The sequence below is a fragment of the Acinetobacter haemolyticus genome (assembly GCF_003323815.1).
Lineage (GTDB): Bacteria > Pseudomonadota > Gammaproteobacteria > Pseudomonadales > Moraxellaceae > Acinetobacter > Acinetobacter haemolyticus.
In genome coordinates, this window is the sequence record NZ_CP030880.1 from 62052 (window position 1) to 78979 (window position 16928).

At 41.4% G+C, this 16928-nt stretch carries 17 protein-coding genes; 7 read left to right on the plus strand and 10 right to left on the minus strand.

Going from position 1 to position 16928, the window contains the following annotated elements; genetic code table 11:
- The first annotated feature begins 4 nt into the window (after window positions 1-4).
- The 4 genes from ampC (at window position 5) to DS737_RS00295 (ending at window position 5353) form a co-directional block, all read left to right on the plus strand.
- A complete protein-coding gene (gene ampC, locus DS737_RS00280; RefSeq protein ID WP_113996496.1) occupies window positions 5-1192 on the plus strand; it encodes a class C beta-lactamase in 1188 nt (395 codons plus the stop codon).
- Window positions 1193-1276: 84 nt separating this feature from the next.
- On the plus strand, window positions 1277-2554 hold the full coding sequence (locus DS737_RS00285; RefSeq protein ID WP_035374997.1) for a replication-associated recombination protein A: 1278 nt from the start codon (window positions 1277-1279) through the stop codon (window positions 2552-2554).
- Complete coding sequence (yddG, locus tag DS737_RS00290) at window positions 2554-3435, plus strand: aromatic amino acid DMT transporter YddG (protein ID WP_113996497.1); 882 nt, start codon at window positions 2554-2556, stop codon at window positions 3433-3435. The genes DS737_RS00285 and yddG overlap by 1 nt, the downstream gene beginning before the upstream one ends.
- Before the next feature lie 178 nt (window positions 3436-3613).
- Entirely contained in the window at window positions 3614-5353 is a 1740-nt protein-coding gene (locus tag DS737_RS00295) for an amidohydrolase (RefSeq protein ID WP_113996498.1), read from the plus strand.
- 48 nt (window positions 5354-5401) lie between these two features.
- On the opposite strand, the gene purC is transcribed toward DS737_RS00295, so the two are convergent.
- The 3 genes from purC to dapA are packed head-to-tail and all read right to left on the minus strand — an operon-like array spanning window position 5402 to window position 7668.
- Window positions 5402-6121: a phosphoribosylaminoimidazolesuccinocarboxamide synthase gene (gene purC, locus DS737_RS00300; RefSeq protein WP_004637244.1), complete on the minus strand. Its 720-nt coding sequence runs from the start codon at window positions 6119-6121 to the stop codon at window positions 5402-5404.
- Window positions 6122-6156: 35 nt separating this feature from the next.
- Window positions 6157-6759: a hypothetical protein gene (locus DS737_RS00305; protein ID WP_005087342.1), complete on the minus strand. Its 603-nt coding sequence runs from the start codon at window positions 6757-6759 to the stop codon at window positions 6157-6159.
- A gap of 15 nt (window positions 6760-6774) precedes the next feature.
- Window positions 6775-7668, minus strand: a complete 894-nt coding sequence (dapA, locus tag DS737_RS00310; RefSeq protein ID WP_008942097.1) for a 4-hydroxy-tetrahydrodipicolinate synthase — start codon at window positions 7666-7668, stop codon at window positions 6775-6777.
- A gap of 272 nt (window positions 7669-7940) precedes the next feature.
- Between dapA and pncA the strand changes: the two genes are divergently transcribed.
- The 3 genes from pncA (at window position 7941) to DS737_RS00325 (ending at window position 10015) form a co-directional block, all read left to right on the plus strand.
- Window positions 7941-8600, plus strand: a complete 660-nt coding sequence (pncA, locus tag DS737_RS00315) for a bifunctional nicotinamidase/pyrazinamidase (protein ID WP_113996499.1) — start codon at window positions 7941-7943, stop codon at window positions 8598-8600.
- Window positions 8601-8688: 88 nt separating this feature from the next.
- Window positions 8689-9153, plus strand: coding sequence for an Lrp/AsnC family transcriptional regulator (locus DS737_RS00320; RefSeq protein WP_113996500.1), 465 nt, complete (start codon window positions 8689-8691; stop codon window positions 9151-9153).
- Window positions 9154-9376: 223 nt separating this feature from the next.
- Window positions 9377-10015 (plus strand): YitT family protein, encoded by a 639-nt coding sequence (locus tag DS737_RS00325; RefSeq protein ID WP_005088791.1) that lies wholly within the window; start codon window positions 9377-9379, stop codon window positions 10013-10015.
- A 64-nt stretch (window positions 10016-10079) separates the two neighbouring features.
- Here the strand turns inward: DS737_RS00325 and glmS are convergent, their stop codons facing one another.
- Genes glmS through ribBA form a run of 7 tightly spaced genes read right to left on the minus strand, consistent with a single transcriptional unit; the run spans window position 10080 to window position 16805 of the window.
- A complete protein-coding gene (glmS, locus tag DS737_RS00330; RefSeq protein ID WP_113996501.1) occupies window positions 10080-11918 on the minus strand; it encodes a glutamine--fructose-6-phosphate transaminase (isomerizing) in 1839 nt (612 codons plus the stop codon).
- A gap of 12 nt (window positions 11919-11930) precedes the next feature.
- Window positions 11931-13295, minus strand: coding sequence for a bifunctional UDP-N-acetylglucosamine diphosphorylase/glucosamine-1-phosphate N-acetyltransferase GlmU (glmU, locus tag DS737_RS00335; protein ID WP_113996502.1), 1365 nt, complete (start codon window positions 13293-13295; stop codon window positions 11931-11933).
- A gap of 22 nt (window positions 13296-13317) precedes the next feature.
- Window positions 13318-13839: a phosphatidylglycerophosphatase A family protein gene (locus DS737_RS00340; protein ID WP_113996503.1), complete on the minus strand. Its 522-nt coding sequence runs from the start codon at window positions 13837-13839 to the stop codon at window positions 13318-13320.
- On the minus strand, window positions 13817-14734 hold the full coding sequence (gene thiL, locus DS737_RS00345) for a thiamine-phosphate kinase (protein ID WP_113996504.1): 918 nt from the start codon (window positions 14732-14734) through the stop codon (window positions 13817-13819). The genes DS737_RS00340 and thiL overlap by 23 nt, the downstream gene beginning before the upstream one ends.
- A 14-nt stretch (window positions 14735-14748) precedes the next feature.
- Window positions 14749-15198, minus strand: coding sequence for a transcription antitermination factor NusB (gene nusB, locus DS737_RS00350; protein WP_004679125.1), 450 nt, complete (start codon window positions 15196-15198; stop codon window positions 14749-14751).
- Window positions 15199-15201: 3 nt separating this feature from the next.
- Complete coding sequence (gene ribH / locus DS737_RS00355) at window positions 15202-15672, minus strand: 6,7-dimethyl-8-ribityllumazine synthase (protein ID WP_113996505.1); 471 nt, start codon at window positions 15670-15672, stop codon at window positions 15202-15204.
- An 11-nt stretch (window positions 15673-15683) separates the two neighbouring features.
- On the minus strand, window positions 15684-16805 hold the full coding sequence (ribBA, locus tag DS737_RS00360) for a bifunctional 3,4-dihydroxy-2-butanone-4-phosphate synthase/GTP cyclohydrolase II (protein WP_004637205.1): 1122 nt from the start codon (window positions 16803-16805) through the stop codon (window positions 15684-15686).
- Window positions 16806-16928 lie beyond the last annotated feature (123 nt).

Here is a 16928-nt window from a genome sequence, read left to right on the forward strand (position 1 = left end):
ATGAATGACTAAGCCGAATGACTTTTCGAGAACTTTTAAAAAATTGCTGATGGTGGCAGGACTAATATCTTTCAGTTCAGCGCTTTGGGCTGAAAACCTGACTGAGCAACAGGTAAAAGCTGTGATTGATCAGCAATTTAAGCCTTTATTGACGCAATATAAAGTACCGGGAATGGCGGTAGCAGTGACCTTGAATGGTAAACACTATTTTGTCAATTATGGGCTAGCCTCTAAACAAAGCCAGCAAGCTGTGAGCAATAAGACCTTATTTGAACTTGGCTCGGTGAGTAAGGTCTTCAATGCGACTTTGGCCGGCTATGCACAGGCACAAGGGCAGTTGTCATTTTCTGATCATCCAGCCAAATACTTTCCTGAACTTAAAAATACAGCCGTAAATCAAGCGACATTATTGAATTTAGGCACATACAACGCTGGAAGCTTTCCACTGCAATTTCCTGATCATGTTGTGAAACAGCAGGATATGATTCGATATTTTCAAGAATGGCAATCAAAAACAAAAATCGGTGCTGCACGTCAATATTCTAATCCGAGTATTGGTTTGATGGGCTATGTGACTGCTTTAGCCATGAAAAAACCTTATGTAGAATTGATCGAGCAAACGCTTTTTCCTCAACTGAGCATGACGCAAAGTTTTATCAATGTACCTAAGCCATATATGTCGCAATATGCATGGGGGTACAAAGCTGATCAAGCCATGCGTGTATCACCAGGTATGTTTGATGCAGAAGCATATGGTGTGAAAAGTAGCAGTGCAGATATGTTGAAGTTTCTAGATGCGCAGATCAATGTGCAACAGTTGCAACAGCCTATCCGTAAAGCCATTGAACATACCCATGTGGGCTATTTTGAACTGGGTGCTATGACACAAGGTTTGGGTTGGGAGCAATATGCTTATCCTGTGAAATTAGAAACCTTGTTAGAAGGCAATTCGAGCAAAATGGCACTGGAAAGTCATGCGATTACTCCAATCAAACAACCGAAGATTGCTTCACCAGCAACCTATTTTAATAAAACAGGGGCGACCAATGGCTTTGGAGCGTATGCTGCTTTTATTCCACAGCAAAAAATCGGTATGGTGATGCTCGCCAATACCAATTTCCCGAATGAAGCACGTATTACCGCAACCTATCAAGCGATGCAGCAAATTCTCAAACAGAATGCAGCTCAATAGCCTGATCATTTGTTTTGCAGATTCAAATTGTAGATTTGTGTCAGACACAATAGACTAGGACAAAACAGCATAAAGCCAGTGATGATGTCAGATACGCATATTCCTTTACCTGAACGTTTACGCCCTCGTGATTTGTCTGAAATTATTGGACAAGATCATTTGCTGGGTGACAATGCACCTTTGCGTCAGATGATTGATCAAGGGCATTTGCCTTCGATTATCTTTTGGGGCCCACCAGGGGTAGGGAAAACCACGATCGCATTGTTATTGGCCCAAGCTGTGGATCGTCCATTCATTAGCTTATCTGCGCTCAATACAGGGGTGAAAGAGCTGCGTGAGGTGATTGCTGAAAGCGGTGATCTACTTACACCCGTGGTCTTCATTGATGAGATCCACCGTTTTAATAAATCGCAGCAAGACGCCTTACTCAATGCAGTTGAAAAAGGCAAAATCACCCTGATTGGGGCAACCACAGAAAATCCATCTTTTGAAGTTAATAGTGCATTACTGTCACGGTGTCAGGTCTATACATTGAATAGTTTGGATGCGGAAGCCATTCAAACCTTACTCAATAAAGCCATTCAAACGGATAAGTTTCTAAAAGAGCGTTTTATCCAGATTGAGGAATATGATGCACTGATTCAATTCGCTGCTGGAGATGCACGTAAGGCACTCAATCTGATTGATTTAATTGCCAGCACCTTTGAGGCAGATGTTGAAAATGTTGTCACCAATGCGATTGTGGTCAAAGTGGCGCAACAGAATATTGCCCGTTATGATAAATCGGGTGAGCAGCATTATGATTTGGTTTCAGCATTTATCAAATCGATCCGCGGTAGTGATCCAGACGCGACCTTGTACTGGATGGCACGTATGCTCAAAGGCGGCGAAGATCCTGTGTTTATCGCGCGTCGGATGTTGATTGCGGCATCGGAAGATATCGGCAACTCTAATCCAAATGCATTATTGTTAGCAGGTGAATGTTTCCGCTCGGTGCAAGCCGTAGGTATGCCTGAGGCGCGTATTATCTTGGGACAGTGTGCGGTTTATTTGGCAACCAGCCCAAAAAGTAACAGCACTTATTTAGCAATTAATCGTGCTTTAGAACTGGCAGAAAAAACAGCGAATTTACCTGTGCCGTTACATTTACGTAATGCGCCAACCAAACTCATGAAGCAGCAGGGTTATGGCGTAGATTATTTGTATCCTCATAATTACCCTGAACATTTCGTGTTACAAGCGTATTTGCCGCCAGAACTACAAGGAACCAAGCTCTATGAGCGGGCTTTAAATAAGCGAGAGGTTGAGGCTGAACGCTTGCAGCAACGACGTTGGCATCAAGAGCAACAACAGCAACAATAATGAACTCAAAAAAAGCCACACTCATTGGATTAGTTGCGATCTTGCTTTGGAGTTTGATTGTTGCGCTGATTAAAGATGTCAGTACTCACTTTGGTGCAGTAGGGGGTGCAGCGCTGATTTATACACTTGCATCAGTATTTTTATTCTTTTCTGTGGGCTGGGTTCAACTAAAAAGTTTTCCAAAGACGTATCTAATTTGGGGAAGTTTTTTATTTGTTGCCTATGAAATATGTTTATCACTTTCAATTGGATATAGCCAAAATAACAGGCAAGCGATTGAAGTGGGAATGGTGAACTATCTCTGGCCGACCTTTACCATGGTTGCTGCAATTTTGTTTAATCAGCAGAAAGCCAATGTCTTAATTATTCCTGGTTTTGCTATTTCTTTATTGGGGATTGGCTGGGTGCTGGGTGGCGAGCAAGGTTTTGATTTACCGAATATGTGGGGCAATATTCAAAGCAACCCACTGAGCTATGGTCTGGCCTTTGTTGGAACACTGTTATGGGCGGCTTATTGCACATTGACAGCCAGAATTGCACAGGGTGCGAATGGCATCACTTTGTTTTTTGTTCTGGTGGCAGTTGTACTTTGGATTAAGTATTTCTTGATGGGCGGAGGCGGATTAAATTTTGATTGGTCATCTTCTGTTTCCTTGGTTATGGCGGCTGCAGCTATGGGCCTTGGCTATGCAGCTTGGAATGTCGGGATTTTACATGGCAATGTAACTTTATTGGCAGGTGCGTCTTATTTTATTCCAGTACTGTCAGCATTTTTTGCGGCACTTATATTGAGTACACCACTCGGGCTGTCGTTTTGGTATGGTGCATTTATGGTTTGTGTTGGTTCAATTTTATGTTGGTTTTCGACTAGGGCTTCGTAGTAGATTTTTTTTATTTTTAATAGATTTAAATGAATGACACCAGTATGTTTTTAAAAATAAAGCTGTTTGCAGATCTTAGAATTTATCAAACATTACAAAAATAACGAGTTAAGGCTTTTTATATTGACAACAATACGGTTTAATTCAAAAAGGCATAATAAAAATATGGTTTTAAGTAATGACTTTTAAAAATCTAAATAAACTGACTTTGGCAACGATCATTGGACTCACTTTATCAGGCTGTGTTACGACCCCAAATGAGACTGTAAGCGCTGAAAAATTGTTTTATGGTGGTCCGATTTTAACAATGGAAGGTATGACACCTGAGTATGTGGACGCATTGCTGGTTAAGGATGGGAAGATTATTTTTGCAGGCCCTAAAAAACAAGCAGAAAGCTTAATTGAGGCTCGAGCTCAATATATTGATTTAAATAATCGAACACTTTTACCGAGTTTTATTGATGCACATAGTCACGTAAACATGGTCGGTTTTCATCAGATGGTCGCCAATTTATACCCAGCGCCAGATGGTCAGGTTTCTGATATTGATTCATTGGTTCAGGTCTTAACGCAATGGAAAAAACAAAATCCTAAAGTCATTGAAACCATGGGGGGATGGATTTTAGGAAATGGCTATGATGATGCACAATTAAGCGAACAGCGACATCCTACTGCAACTGATTTAGATCGAGTCTCAAAAGATCAACCTGTAATGGTCTTACATCAATCTGGACACTTGGCTTCTGTGAATCACAAGGCATTAGCGTTATTAAAAATTGATCAAAATACGACAAATCCAGCAGGTGGCGTGATTCGTCGGGAAGCCAACTCGAATGTACCTAATGGAGTATTAGAGGAGTCTGCATTATTTACCGCGATTGGTTCTATCTTTAAAGATGTACCCGCTGAAGTCATGTTTGAAATTGCTCGTAAAGGTCTTGATGCTTATGTCAAGAATGGTTTCACGACAGTGCAAGAGGGGCGTGCTGATCAGGGTACAACAGAAATGTGGCAGGCTCTTGCCAAGCAAAATCAACTTCCGATAGATGTCGTGTCTTATCCTGATATCACCACTAGCCAAGACTATATGCTGAAACAAGGAAGTAGCCGACAATACGATCAGCACTTTCGTATTGGTGGCGTTAAAATCAGTCTTGATGGTTCACCACAAGGCAAAACGGCATGGTTGACTCAAGCTTATGTTATTCCTCCAGAGGGTAAAGATCAAAATTACAAAGGTTATCCTGCGATAAAGGATGATCAACAGGTCAATCAATATATTAATTTGGCCTTTGAACAGGGATGGCAAGTGCTTGCTCATGCAAATGGTGATGCTGCGATTGATCAGTTTATTAGTGCTGTCAAAGATGCTACGACAAAACAAGGTAAAGCAGACCGCAGAAGTGTATTGATTCACTCGCAAACGATTCGAGATGATCAACTAGACCAATTGAAGGCTTTAGATATTATTCCTTCGTTTTTCTCATTACATACCTATTATTGGGGTGATTGGCATCGCCAACAAACACTAGGCGAGACGCGAGCAGCACATATTTCCCCAACAGCAACTGCACTAAAGAAAAATTTAATCTTTACCGAACACCATGATGCACCCGTGGTACCACCACACAGCATGATGATGATTGATGCTACAGTGAATCGATTAACTAGAACTAATTATGTGTTAGGCAAAAATGAGCGAGTCAGTCCTTATTTTGCTTTGAAATCAATAACGGATTGGGCCGCTTATCAATATTTTGAAGAACAGACCAAAGGTACACTGACGAAAGGAAAGTTAGCCGATTTAGTTATTCTTGAGCACAATCCGCTGACGGTTCCGAACCGAAATATTAAAGATATCCAGATTTTGGCAACTTATAAAGAAGGCCAATTAATTTATACAAATTCAAAGAATTAAGGGACATAAAAAAACCAGCAAATGCTGGTTTTTTTACTTTAGCGTTGTTTAAAGGTCATCTAAGTTAATGCCTAAACGTGCTGCAACTTCTTCATAAGCTTCAACCACACCACCTAGACCTTGGCGGAAACGGTCTTTATCTAATTTCTTCTTGGTGTCTTTATCCCATAAACGGCAACCGTCTGGAGAAAATTCATCACCCAGTACGATGCGGTCATGGAACACACCAAATTCAAGTTTGAAATCAACAAGGATCATATTACCCGCGTCGAATAATGCTTTAAGCACATCATTTACTTGGTAAGTAAGTTCTTTCATTTTTTCAAGTTGATCAGCAGTGGCCCAGCCTAAAGCGATTGCTTGAGACTCATTGACCATCGGATCGCCAAGAGCGTCATCTTTGAAGAACAACTCAAATGTAGGAGGTGTAAGCTCTTTACCTTCTTCAACACCTAGACGACGGCAGAGTGAACCAGCAGCATAGTTGCGGATCACACACTCAACAGGGATCATCTGAAGCTTTTTAACTAAGACTTCAGTAGGAGAAAGTAATTTTTCGAAGTGGGTTTCGATTCCTGCTTCAGCCAACTTTTCCATGATAAAGGCGTTAAAACGGTTGTTGACCTTGCCTTTACGATCTAGCTGCTCGATTTTTTCGCCATTAAATGCCGAGGCATCATCACGAAAGACTAAAATCAGATGATCAGCGTTATCTGTCTCATATACAGATTTTGCTTTACCAGTATAGAGCAAGGTTTGTTTTAACATGGGGGAACCTTTTGAAAAATATGCCTAGTAAACGACTAGGCTGGCCAATTTTGGTAAATCTGGGCTAACACCTCAGTTGCAATCGCTTGGTCTGCAAAGGTGGCGTCAGGTTTAAATAGAGCGATGGTATTGTTTGAACCAACAGCAGAAAGCTTTAACACATAGGTTTGATTGTCAACTTGGATTGTTGCCTCATAGCCGTTATTGGCTTGAGAAATCACTTTGTAGTTAAGACTATTCAATGTAGCAAAGGTATATTGCCATGCTTCAGCAGTTGGACCTTCCACTTTCAGTAATGGATTGCGGTTTCCATCCATAACCAGTTGTGGTCGACCTAGCGTCACCACGTTATCATCTGGATTACTTGCTGTCGTTTGCATCGACTCAGGACGTGGTAAGGCGTAGCGGTTGCCTGTCTTATTCTCAAAAGTCGGTGCGTGTTGAATCGCTAATGGATCCACTGTTGGAGCTGGATACAAAGGTGTAAATGGTCTGACCGTTGCTCCTTCAGGGAATTTGAGTGGTTCAAGTGCTTCCGCTTTTTTATAATCTAAAGAGTGATTATTTAAGGCAAAGCGACCACAACCAGCCAAGCTCAATGCTGAAATGACTAGGACTATACCAACACGTAATTGCATCATAAATTGCTCGTATTAAATAATTCCCGCAACTTTTAAGTCAGCGCGGAGAGGTTCACGATATTGTTCTGCCAAAGTGGTTAATGGAAGGCGTACACCCGTTCCAATATATCCCATCTCATGCAATGCCCATTTCACAGGAATTGGGTTTGATTCGCAAAACAAAATATTGTGTAGATTTGCAATTTGTTGATTCAAAACTTGCGCTTTTTCTTTATCGCCAGCGAGTGCTGCTTCACAAACGTCGCTCATTTGTTTAGGTGCAACATTGGCAGTAACGGAAATATTACCTTTTGCGCCGAGCAAGATTAATTCCCAAGCGGTTTCATCATCGCCAGAGTAAACAGCGATTTTACCATTTAAGCCATCGATCAGTGCTTTACCACGTGGCACATCACCCGTTGCGTCTTTAATACCAACAATGTTTTTCACATCAGCAAGACGAATTACGGTTTCGTTTTGCATATCAACACCAGTACGACCTGGAACATTATAAAGAATTTGTGGAATATCAACAGCTTCAGCAATCGCTTTGTAGTGTTGATATAAGCCTTCTTGAGTTGGTTTGTTATAATAGGGTGTCACGAGCAAAGCTGCATCAGCACCAAGTTCTTTGGCTGCTTTGGTCAGTTCAATCGCTTCGTGAGTTGAGTTTGCACCTGTACCTGCAATAATCGGGATGCGTTTATTGGCAACACGAATCACTTCTTTGATGACTTGTGTATGTTCTTCCATGCTTAATGTAGACGCTTCGCCCGTTGTGCCAACAGCAACAATACTATGTGTACCTTGTTGGATGTGCCACTCAACGAGCTTCTCAAGGCTCTTCCAATCTACGCGACCATCTTCAAACATAGGGGTGACGAGTGCGACAATTGAGCCTTGAATATTCTGTGCTAGCTGAGTCATTTTAAAAAAATATCCTATTTTTCCATCCGAGATTGAGATAATTAAAAACGAATATGGGATGGATGCAGTATTTTGATTCGTCGTTCAACAATAGAGTAGAAGTTGAATGACAATTATGCAAATTATGACTGATCGGAGACATAAGAACAATATGCTTTGGTGAAACTGTCGAAAACTTTAAGTCATCTTTCCACGAATTTCGTTTTGATCAATGCGATGATCGGTGTAGTCTGATCTATAAGCAGGGTTATAATTCACGTAAGGGGTTGAGGGTGAGTCATCAAACATCAAAATTATTGAAAAATGCTGCATTGATTGTGGTGGATGTCCAAAATGGTTTCACACCCGGCGGGAACTTAGCAGTTGCCGATGCGGATCAAATTATTCCCTTGATTAATCGACTTGCTCCTCAGTTTGAACATGTCGTACTGACCCAAGATTGGCATCCAGATCAGCATATTTCTTTTGCGGAAAATCATGAAAACAAGCAGCCTTTTGAGACAATTGAATTGAGCTATGGGACTCAAGTGCTATGGCCAAAACATTGTGTTCAAGGGACACATGATGCTGAATTTCATTCTGAACTACAGATCCCAACGGCACAGTTGATCATTCGAAAAGGTGTTCATCAGCATATCGATAGTTACTCTGCATTTATGGAAGCAGATCGTCAAACACCAACGGGATTGAATGGCTATCTCAAAGAGCATCAGATCGATACAGTGTATATTGTAGGAATTGCCACAGATTTTTGTGTAGCGTGGACAGCAATTGATGCTGCGGATTTGGGCTTTAAAACCTATGTGATTGAAGATGCCTGTAAAGCGATTGATTTGAATGGCTCTTTATCCGAGGCATGGCAGCAGATGTTAGCGAAAGGCGTTATTCGTATCCAGTCGGGACCAATTTTTAACGAAACTCGTGACAACTAGGCTCAAAAGGTTAAACTTTTGAGAAGTGTTGAATATCGCCTATACACTTTACCCCCATGCCTATCTAGATTTGAAAATTGAGAATTTTATGATTGAAGAGCTGGATGAATTTGACCGAAAAATTATTCATCATTTACAGTTAAATGGACGTTTGGCTAATCAAGAGTTAGCTGAATTGGTGGGATTATCTACCTCTCAATGCTCACGTCGCCGTATTCAACTTGAACAGAAAAAAATTATTACCGGTTATTATGCTCAGGTTGCTTTGAGTGCCGACCCGACGCCTATCATGGGAATTATTGAAGTGAAGTTGCAGAATTATAATGATGCAACCCATGACCGCTTTGTTGATTTCCTTTTACACGAGCCTGCAGTTAAAGATATTCATAAATTAACAGGCAGTTATGACTTCGCACTTAAAGTTGCAGTCCGAAATCTGGATGACATGGTCCAGTTAATCGGAACATTATCTTCAAGTGACTTTGGGGTGAGTAATTTAAACACCTCGATTGTCTTAGAAAAGCTTAAAGAGAACGGAATTGCCACGAAGTAACTACATTATCATACGTGCAACTCGGATGGCTAGATAGGCCGTAAAGCACCATTGCATTAAAATGGGGCGGTACATACCCAATCTATTATTATGAACATAAATTGCATTTATGATAAAAATATAAGAATAAATTGCGAAAATTAAATAAAAATGATCAAATATGCCACATCTTTCTTTGAAAGATGTCTCTCCCTGTGTTGTTCTCCTATTGAGTTTTTCCCGTATGAATACCGAGCAAAATATATCTTTGGTAAGTGCCGTCACGCCTGTGGTTGAGCAGCATTCCAAGATAGAAGATGCACTTGCGATGTTAATTGGTACATTTATTCTTTCTTTTGCCATGATCTTGTTGAAACAAGCAGGAATCATGACAGGTGGAACTGCGGGTTTATCATTGTTAATTCATTACATTACTGATGTTCAGTTCGGAATTTTATTTTTCTTGATTAATATCCCTTTTTATTATTTTGCGTATAAAAAAATGGGACTGGCTTTGGTGGTCAAGACCTTTATCGCAGTCGCTTTATTGGCAGGTTTTACTGAAATCATTCCTCACTTTGTACAGCTTTCGACTGTACATCCGATCTATGCAACCGTTTTCGCGAATGTGTTGATGGGCGTCAGTTTTTTAATTCTATTTAGACATCGTTCTAGCTTAGGTGGAATTAATTTGTTGGTGCTGTATTTGCAAGAGCGCTTTCAGTTGCCTGCTGGAAAGGTACAAATGGGAATAGATGTTGCCATTTTATTAACGTCTTTATTTTTTGTGGAATGGCATCTAATTTTAATTTCAATATTGGGTGTAGTGATCTTAAATTCGATTATTTTATTGAATCATAAAGCCACACGCTATGTGGCTTAAAAGCTGGGCAGCATAGATAAAAAAAGATAAAAGGAGGTGTTGAAACCTCCTTTTATCTATCTGATTATTCTACAGTAACGCTCTTGGCGAGATTGCGTGGTTGATCGACATCCGTCCCACGTAAGACCGCAACATGATAAGACAATAATTGCACAGGAATACTGTAAACAATTGGTGCTAACCATTCGCAAACTGCTGGAATATGAACGACATGTTGGCGATCTTTCGCATGCACGCCGCTATGCTGATCTGCAAATACAAATAGTTCACCGCCACGTGCTTGAACTTCTTCCATATTTGATTTTAATTTGTCCAACATGTCATCTTGAGGCGCTAAAATGACTACTGGCATTTCGTTATCCACCAATGCCAATGGACCATGCTTTAGCTCACCTGCTGCATAACCTTCAGCATGAATATAAGAAATTTCTTTAAGTTTTAAAGCACCTTCTAATGCGATTGGGAAATGTGTGCCACGACCCAAGAATAGACAGTGGTTTTTCTCAACGAATAGCGTAGATAAGCGTAGAATTTCAGTATCGCATTGTAAGGTATCTAAAATGACTTTAGGGCAATGCCACAATCCACTGATAATCTCGGTTAATTGTGTTTCAGTAATTTGCTGTTTGACTTGACCGATCTTTAGAATTAAAAGCATTAATGCAGCTAACTGCGTGGTAAACGCTTTGGTGGATGCAACCCCGATTTCAGGGCCAGCCAAGGTGAGCAAATGATGATCTGTTTCACGCACCATTGATGAAGTTGCAACGTTACAGATGGTCATCGTGCTAATGCAAATCTCTTGTGCTTTGGCGCGTTTCTGAACTTCGCGCAACGCAGCTAAGGTATCCGCAGTTTCACCTGATTGAGAAATACAGATATATAGTGTATTCGCCACAATCACAGGGTTACGATAACGGAACTCACTTGCAATCTCGACTTGGCAAGAGACACCGATTAATTGTTCAAACCAATATTTGGCAATCATGCCTGCGTGATAACTGGTACCACAAGCAATAATTTGCACTTGCTGGATTTTACTAAAATCCGCATTCGCATGGTTAAGGAAATCTTCGCGTAGCGCATTACCATTAAGCGCTTGGGAGATGGTTTGCTGAATTGCTTCAGGCTGCTCATAAATTTCTTTGAGCATAAAGTGTTTATATTCACCTTTTGAGGCATTACTCACTGTTGCATCTAGTTCCTTCACTGGACGTTCAACACGTTCACCATTGACAAACACTTCAATGCTAGTACGAGTTAAGCGTGCAATATCACCTTCTTCTAAATACACAAAGCGGTTGGTGACAGGAAGTAATGCTAATTGATCCGAGCTAATAAAGTTTTCACCAATGCCCACACCAATCACTAGAGGTGAACCTTCACGGACGGTAATTAACTCATCTGGATGTTCAGTATGGATGATACCAAGTGCATAGGCACCTTTTAGCTGTGGAACAACTTGTTGAACTGCCTCAAGTAAGCTATCCGTGTTCTTGAGCGCATCATTGACGAGGTGGGCAACAACTTCAGTATCTGTTTGTGACGTAAATACATAGCCTTGCGCTTGTAATGCATCTTTGAGTTCTTGATAGTTCTCAATAATACCATTGTGAACGACAGCCACATTGCCTGAGATATGAGGATGTGCATTGTCTTCGGTTGGTTTGCCATGTGTTGCCCAACGGGTATGTGCAATCCCGATATTACCAGTCAATTGTTGTTCTGATACGGCTTCATCTAGATTTGCAACTTTACCAACACGACGTTCGCGTAGAATTTTTTGATTATTTAATAACGCGAGACCAGCGGAATCATAGCCGCGATATTCTAGTCGTTTGAGTCCTTCAATCAGGATATCGGTTACACAACGTTCTGCTACGCCACCAACAATACCACACATATAATTACCCTCTTATTTTTTCAGCTTTTGGGGACGTTGATAATTTGCTTTTTCGAACTGTTTTGATCGTTCGACAGCCAAACTATGCTCAGTCACATTGCGAGTCAGCGTCGAGCCCGCACCGGTTGTTGCACCCTGACCAATTTTGATCGGTGCAACCAATGAGTTGTTTGTCCCAATAAAAACATGATCTTCAATAATTGTTCTGTGCTTATTTGCACCGTCATAATTACAAGTAATGGTACCTGCACCGATATTACAATCTGCGCCGATATCTGCATCACCTAAATACGTAAAATGGTTGGCTTTAGAACCCTGACCAATATTCGTGTTTTTGACTTCAACAAAGTTACCAATATGTACGTCATCGGCTAGGTTTGCACCTGGACGTAAGCGAGCAAACGGACCAATCTGAGTGTTCTCACCTACGACTGCATTTTCGAAAATACTATAGGCTTGAATCTTGGTGCCAGCAGCAATACGGGTATTTTTTAAGATACAACCTGCGCCGATCTGTACGTTATCACCCAGTTCACAGTCACCTTCAATGATGACATTGATATCAATTTGCACGTCTTGACCGCACTTGAGACTACCACGTAAATCAAAACGATTCGGGTCAATCAAATGCACGCCCTGTTCCATCAATTCTTTGGCCTGCTGTTGCTGGAATTGACGTTCCAGAGTCGCCAGTTGGAGGCGGTTATTGACACCATCCACCTCAAATGCCAGCTCTGGTTCAACAGAGGCAACTTCCATACCATCCGCAATCGCCATTGCAACAATATCGGTCAGGTAATATTCGCCTTGTGCATTTTCATTCGATAGTTTAGGCAACCACTCATGTAGTTTTGCGTTGCTGACACAATAAATACCAGTATTAAATTCTTTAATTTGGCGTTGTGCCTCGCTGGCATCTTTATGTTCAACAATGGCCTGAATTTTACCGTCTTGACGAACAATGCGACCATAGCCTGTTGCATCTTCTACGGTAAGTGTCACCAAACCAATCCCTGTCTGAGTAGATGCATCTAATAATTTTTGTAGGGTATTTGCATGAATACAAGGTACATCACCCGATAAAATCAGCGAAGTACCGTCTTGTGGTAATACAGGCAGTGTCATTTGAACCGCATGACCAGTACCGAGTTGTTCAGCTTGTTCAACCCAGTCAATGTGTTCTTCAGCAAAACTTTGTTTAACCAGCTCTCCGCCATGCCCATAAATGGTAATAATATTTTGAGCATTCAGTTTTTTAGCAGTTTGGATCACATGGCCGAGTAGGGGACGACCAGCGAGAGGTTGTAATACTTTTGGTCGTTGTGAACGCATTCGCGTTCCTTTCCCTGCAGCAAGAATAATAACTGTTGTTGACATGCCTAACTCTAGTATCAATTGTTTAAGGTAAAAAATAAAAATGAATGATCCAAATACAAAGTGCTGCCCATAACCCTGCGATAATATCATCGAGCATAATCCCTAAACCACCAGATACTTTCTGATCGGCCCAACTAATTGGAAAGGGTTTCCAGACATCAAAGATACGGAATAATATGAAACCAGTAATGATCCATAACCAGTTCACTTGTTGTAAATAAATTAAAGGCAGCAGAGTAATGGATTGTCCTGCAAATTCATCCCAAACGATTCGACCATCATCGTGAACATGAATCACTTTTGCGGTATGTCCACAAATATAAATACCGACCAATGACATGAGAACAATTGCAATGATGCTGCCCATGAATCCAAGCTGTAGCCAAATTGGAATAAAAAGCAAGGCAAATGCAGAACCAAAAGTCCCTGGTGCTTTGGGTGCTAAACCAGAACCAAAACCGACACCGCAGAAAACGATGAATCGATCAAACCAAGTCATTTGATTAAAGTGAATGGGTGGCTTATGCAAAGTGTTGGTATCCATGAACATGTAATGGGTAAGTTTCACCCATATACTCAAATAACAATCCAGTTTGTTGGGTAATTTCGCCGATTATTGTAAGCGGAACATCTAAAGGTTGTCGCAATAGTTTTTCATAGTTTTGCGGTGATATTGTAAAGCATAATTCGTAATCATCACCGCCAGCCAGCGCATAATGCCAAGCCTTTTGCATTTCAAGTGATTTTAGTGATTCATCTATCGGAAGCTGGTCAAGTTGTAATGTGGCACCTTTATTTGATGCTTTTAAAATATGTCCGAGATCTTGGGCGAGACCATCTGAAACATCAATCATACTCGATGCCAAACCCTTCAACTGTTGTCCTAATTGACAACGTGGTGTTGGATAATCCAAACGTTGCTGTAAGGGATGCCCTAAATGCTGTAATCCAAATGCAGCATCTCCAACTTGTCCGCTGACACAAATATAATCACCCACTTGTGCACCAGCCCGTGTAACGGCTTGACCTTGTTCAATCCAACCAAGTGCAGTGACACTCATCGTGAGTTGTGTGCTTTGGGTGGTATCACCACCAATTAAACTGACACTAAATTGATCGCAGCATTCAAATAGTCCGCGACTAAATTCGGCTAACCACTCGTGATCAATCGTTGGTAGACTCAGTGCCAATAAAATACTGTGTGGCTTTGCACCCATAGCTGCGAGGTCGGATAAATTAACCGCGACACTTTTCCAGCCAATGGCATGGGCAGAAGTATTTAAGGGGAAATGTCGGCCAGCAATTAATGTGTCTGTACAGATCACCAGTTGTTGTGCGGGAGGAGGGGTAACAATGGCTGAGTCATCGCCAATTCCTAAACTCACATCAACGTTTGATGGGCGTTTAAAGTATTGTTCAATAATGGAAAACTCAGCCATAGTACACAAGCCTATTATTTTGCTTGTTGTTTTTCAGCTTCACGAAGCTTTGATGAAAGACGGTCTAATACACCATTGATATATTTATGACTGTCTGCACCACCAAAGTGTTTTGCTAGCTCAATTGCTTCATCAAGTACTACTCGGTACGGAACTTCGAGGTGATCTCTTAATTCATACGCGCCTAGTCGTAACGTTGCAAGTTCTACACCATCCAGTGCAGATAACTCACGGTCAAGTACAGGAATGAGTAACTCATCTAAAGCTTCATGTTGAGCAACCACTTGAGTGAGCAATTCATGGTAATAGTTAAGGTCAACTTTGTGCATGGCATTTTCTACACGCGTGCGTGCTTCAATTTCATGAACAGGATTCTGACTCATTTGCCATTCATAAATCCCTTGTACAGCAAAACGACGTGCTTTGCGTTTCGCTGCATAAGCGGCCTGAAGTGTTTGCGACATGCTTTAAATTGCCTTTAATAAGTTAACCATTTCGATTGCAGTCAATGCAGCTTCGCTACCTTTGTTTCCTGCTTTCGTACCAGAACGTTCGATTGCTTGTTCAATGCTGTCAGTTGTTAAGACACCATTGATCACTGGCATTGTGTTTTCAAGTGCAACCACACCTAAACCTTTGGCACATTCGCCTGCAACAAAATCAAAATGTGGTGTGCTACCACGGATCACTGCACCTAATGCAATGATGGCATCAAATTTATTTGATGCTGCTAATTTTTTTGCAACAATAGGCAGTTCCCATGCACCAGGTGCATGAATCACGGTAATTGCATCTTCTGCAACACCATGACGTTTTAAGGTGTCGATCGCACCTTCAAGTAAATGTTCAACCACAAAGCTGTTGAAACGACCCACTAAGATCGCATAACGACCTTCGCTTGCGAGATGTAATAAACCTTCAATTCGGCGAATTGCCATAGCAACCTCGATTATTTTGCTGTGATTTGATCGGCAGTGATATATTCCACTACCTCTAGATTAAATCCTGATAAGGCGTTGAAACGCAGCGGTGAGCTGAGCAGTTTCATTTTTTCCACACCTAGATCGCGTAAAATTTGTGCGCCTACACCAATGGTTTGATATTGCTGCGATAGTGCGGCATTTGATTTCAATGGTTTTGGTTGATTGAGCTGATGAAGTGCATGACCCAAATCTTCCAAATGATCTTGACCAATCCAAACCAACACGCCACGTTCACTTGCGGCAATGGTTTTCATGGCAAGATCAAGATTCCACGCTGCTGAACCATCTGCTTTTTTGAGTTTGAGCAGATCACGGACAGGACTGAAACCATGCACACGAACTGTGGTCACGCCTTCTTTCGGCTCGCCCTTAACCAATGCTAAATGAATATCAGGGTCACCAATTTCGCGATATTTATATAAATCGAAAGTGCCGTATTCTGTCTCAATGGTTTCTTGAGATAAACGTTCTACGGTTTGTTCGTTGGTCATACGATAATGAATAAGATCCGCAATGGTTCCAATCTTTAAACCATGTTTTTCAGCGAAAATTTCCAAATCAGCACGACGTGCCATGGTACCGTCATCATTGATAATTTCACAGATGACAGAGGCTGGTTCTAGACCTGCAAGGCGAGCAAGATCACAGCCTGCTTCGGTATGTCCTGCACGGTGTAATACACCACCTGGTTGTGCCATTAATGGGAAAATATGCCCAGGTTGTACGATATCACTTGGTTTAGCATGTGCTGCAACTGCTGCATGAATGGTATGCGCACGTTCAGCTGCCGAAATACCTGTGCTAATACCCTCGGCTGCTTCAATCGAGAGTGTAAAGTTGGTGGCGTGTTGAGCACCATTTTGATCAACCATCAACGGGAGATTAAGTTGTTTGCAGCGTTCACGACTGAGGGTTAGGCAGACCAAACCACGGGCATGAGTAATCATAAAGTTAATATCTTCAGGACGTACATGCGTAGCAGCGATAACTAAATCACCTTCATTTTCACGATCTTCATCATCCATAAGGATGACCATTTTGCCTGCACGAATATCTGCGACAAGCTCTTCAACACGACTCAGCGGCATTCGCTTTCACCCTTGATGCTGCCTTTTCAGGCACTAGTATTCGATAAATCTGGCATAGTTTAACGCATTTTAAAAAATTTCGCCTGTGCTTCTTGATCAATTCAAAAATGCGATGTGGAAAAG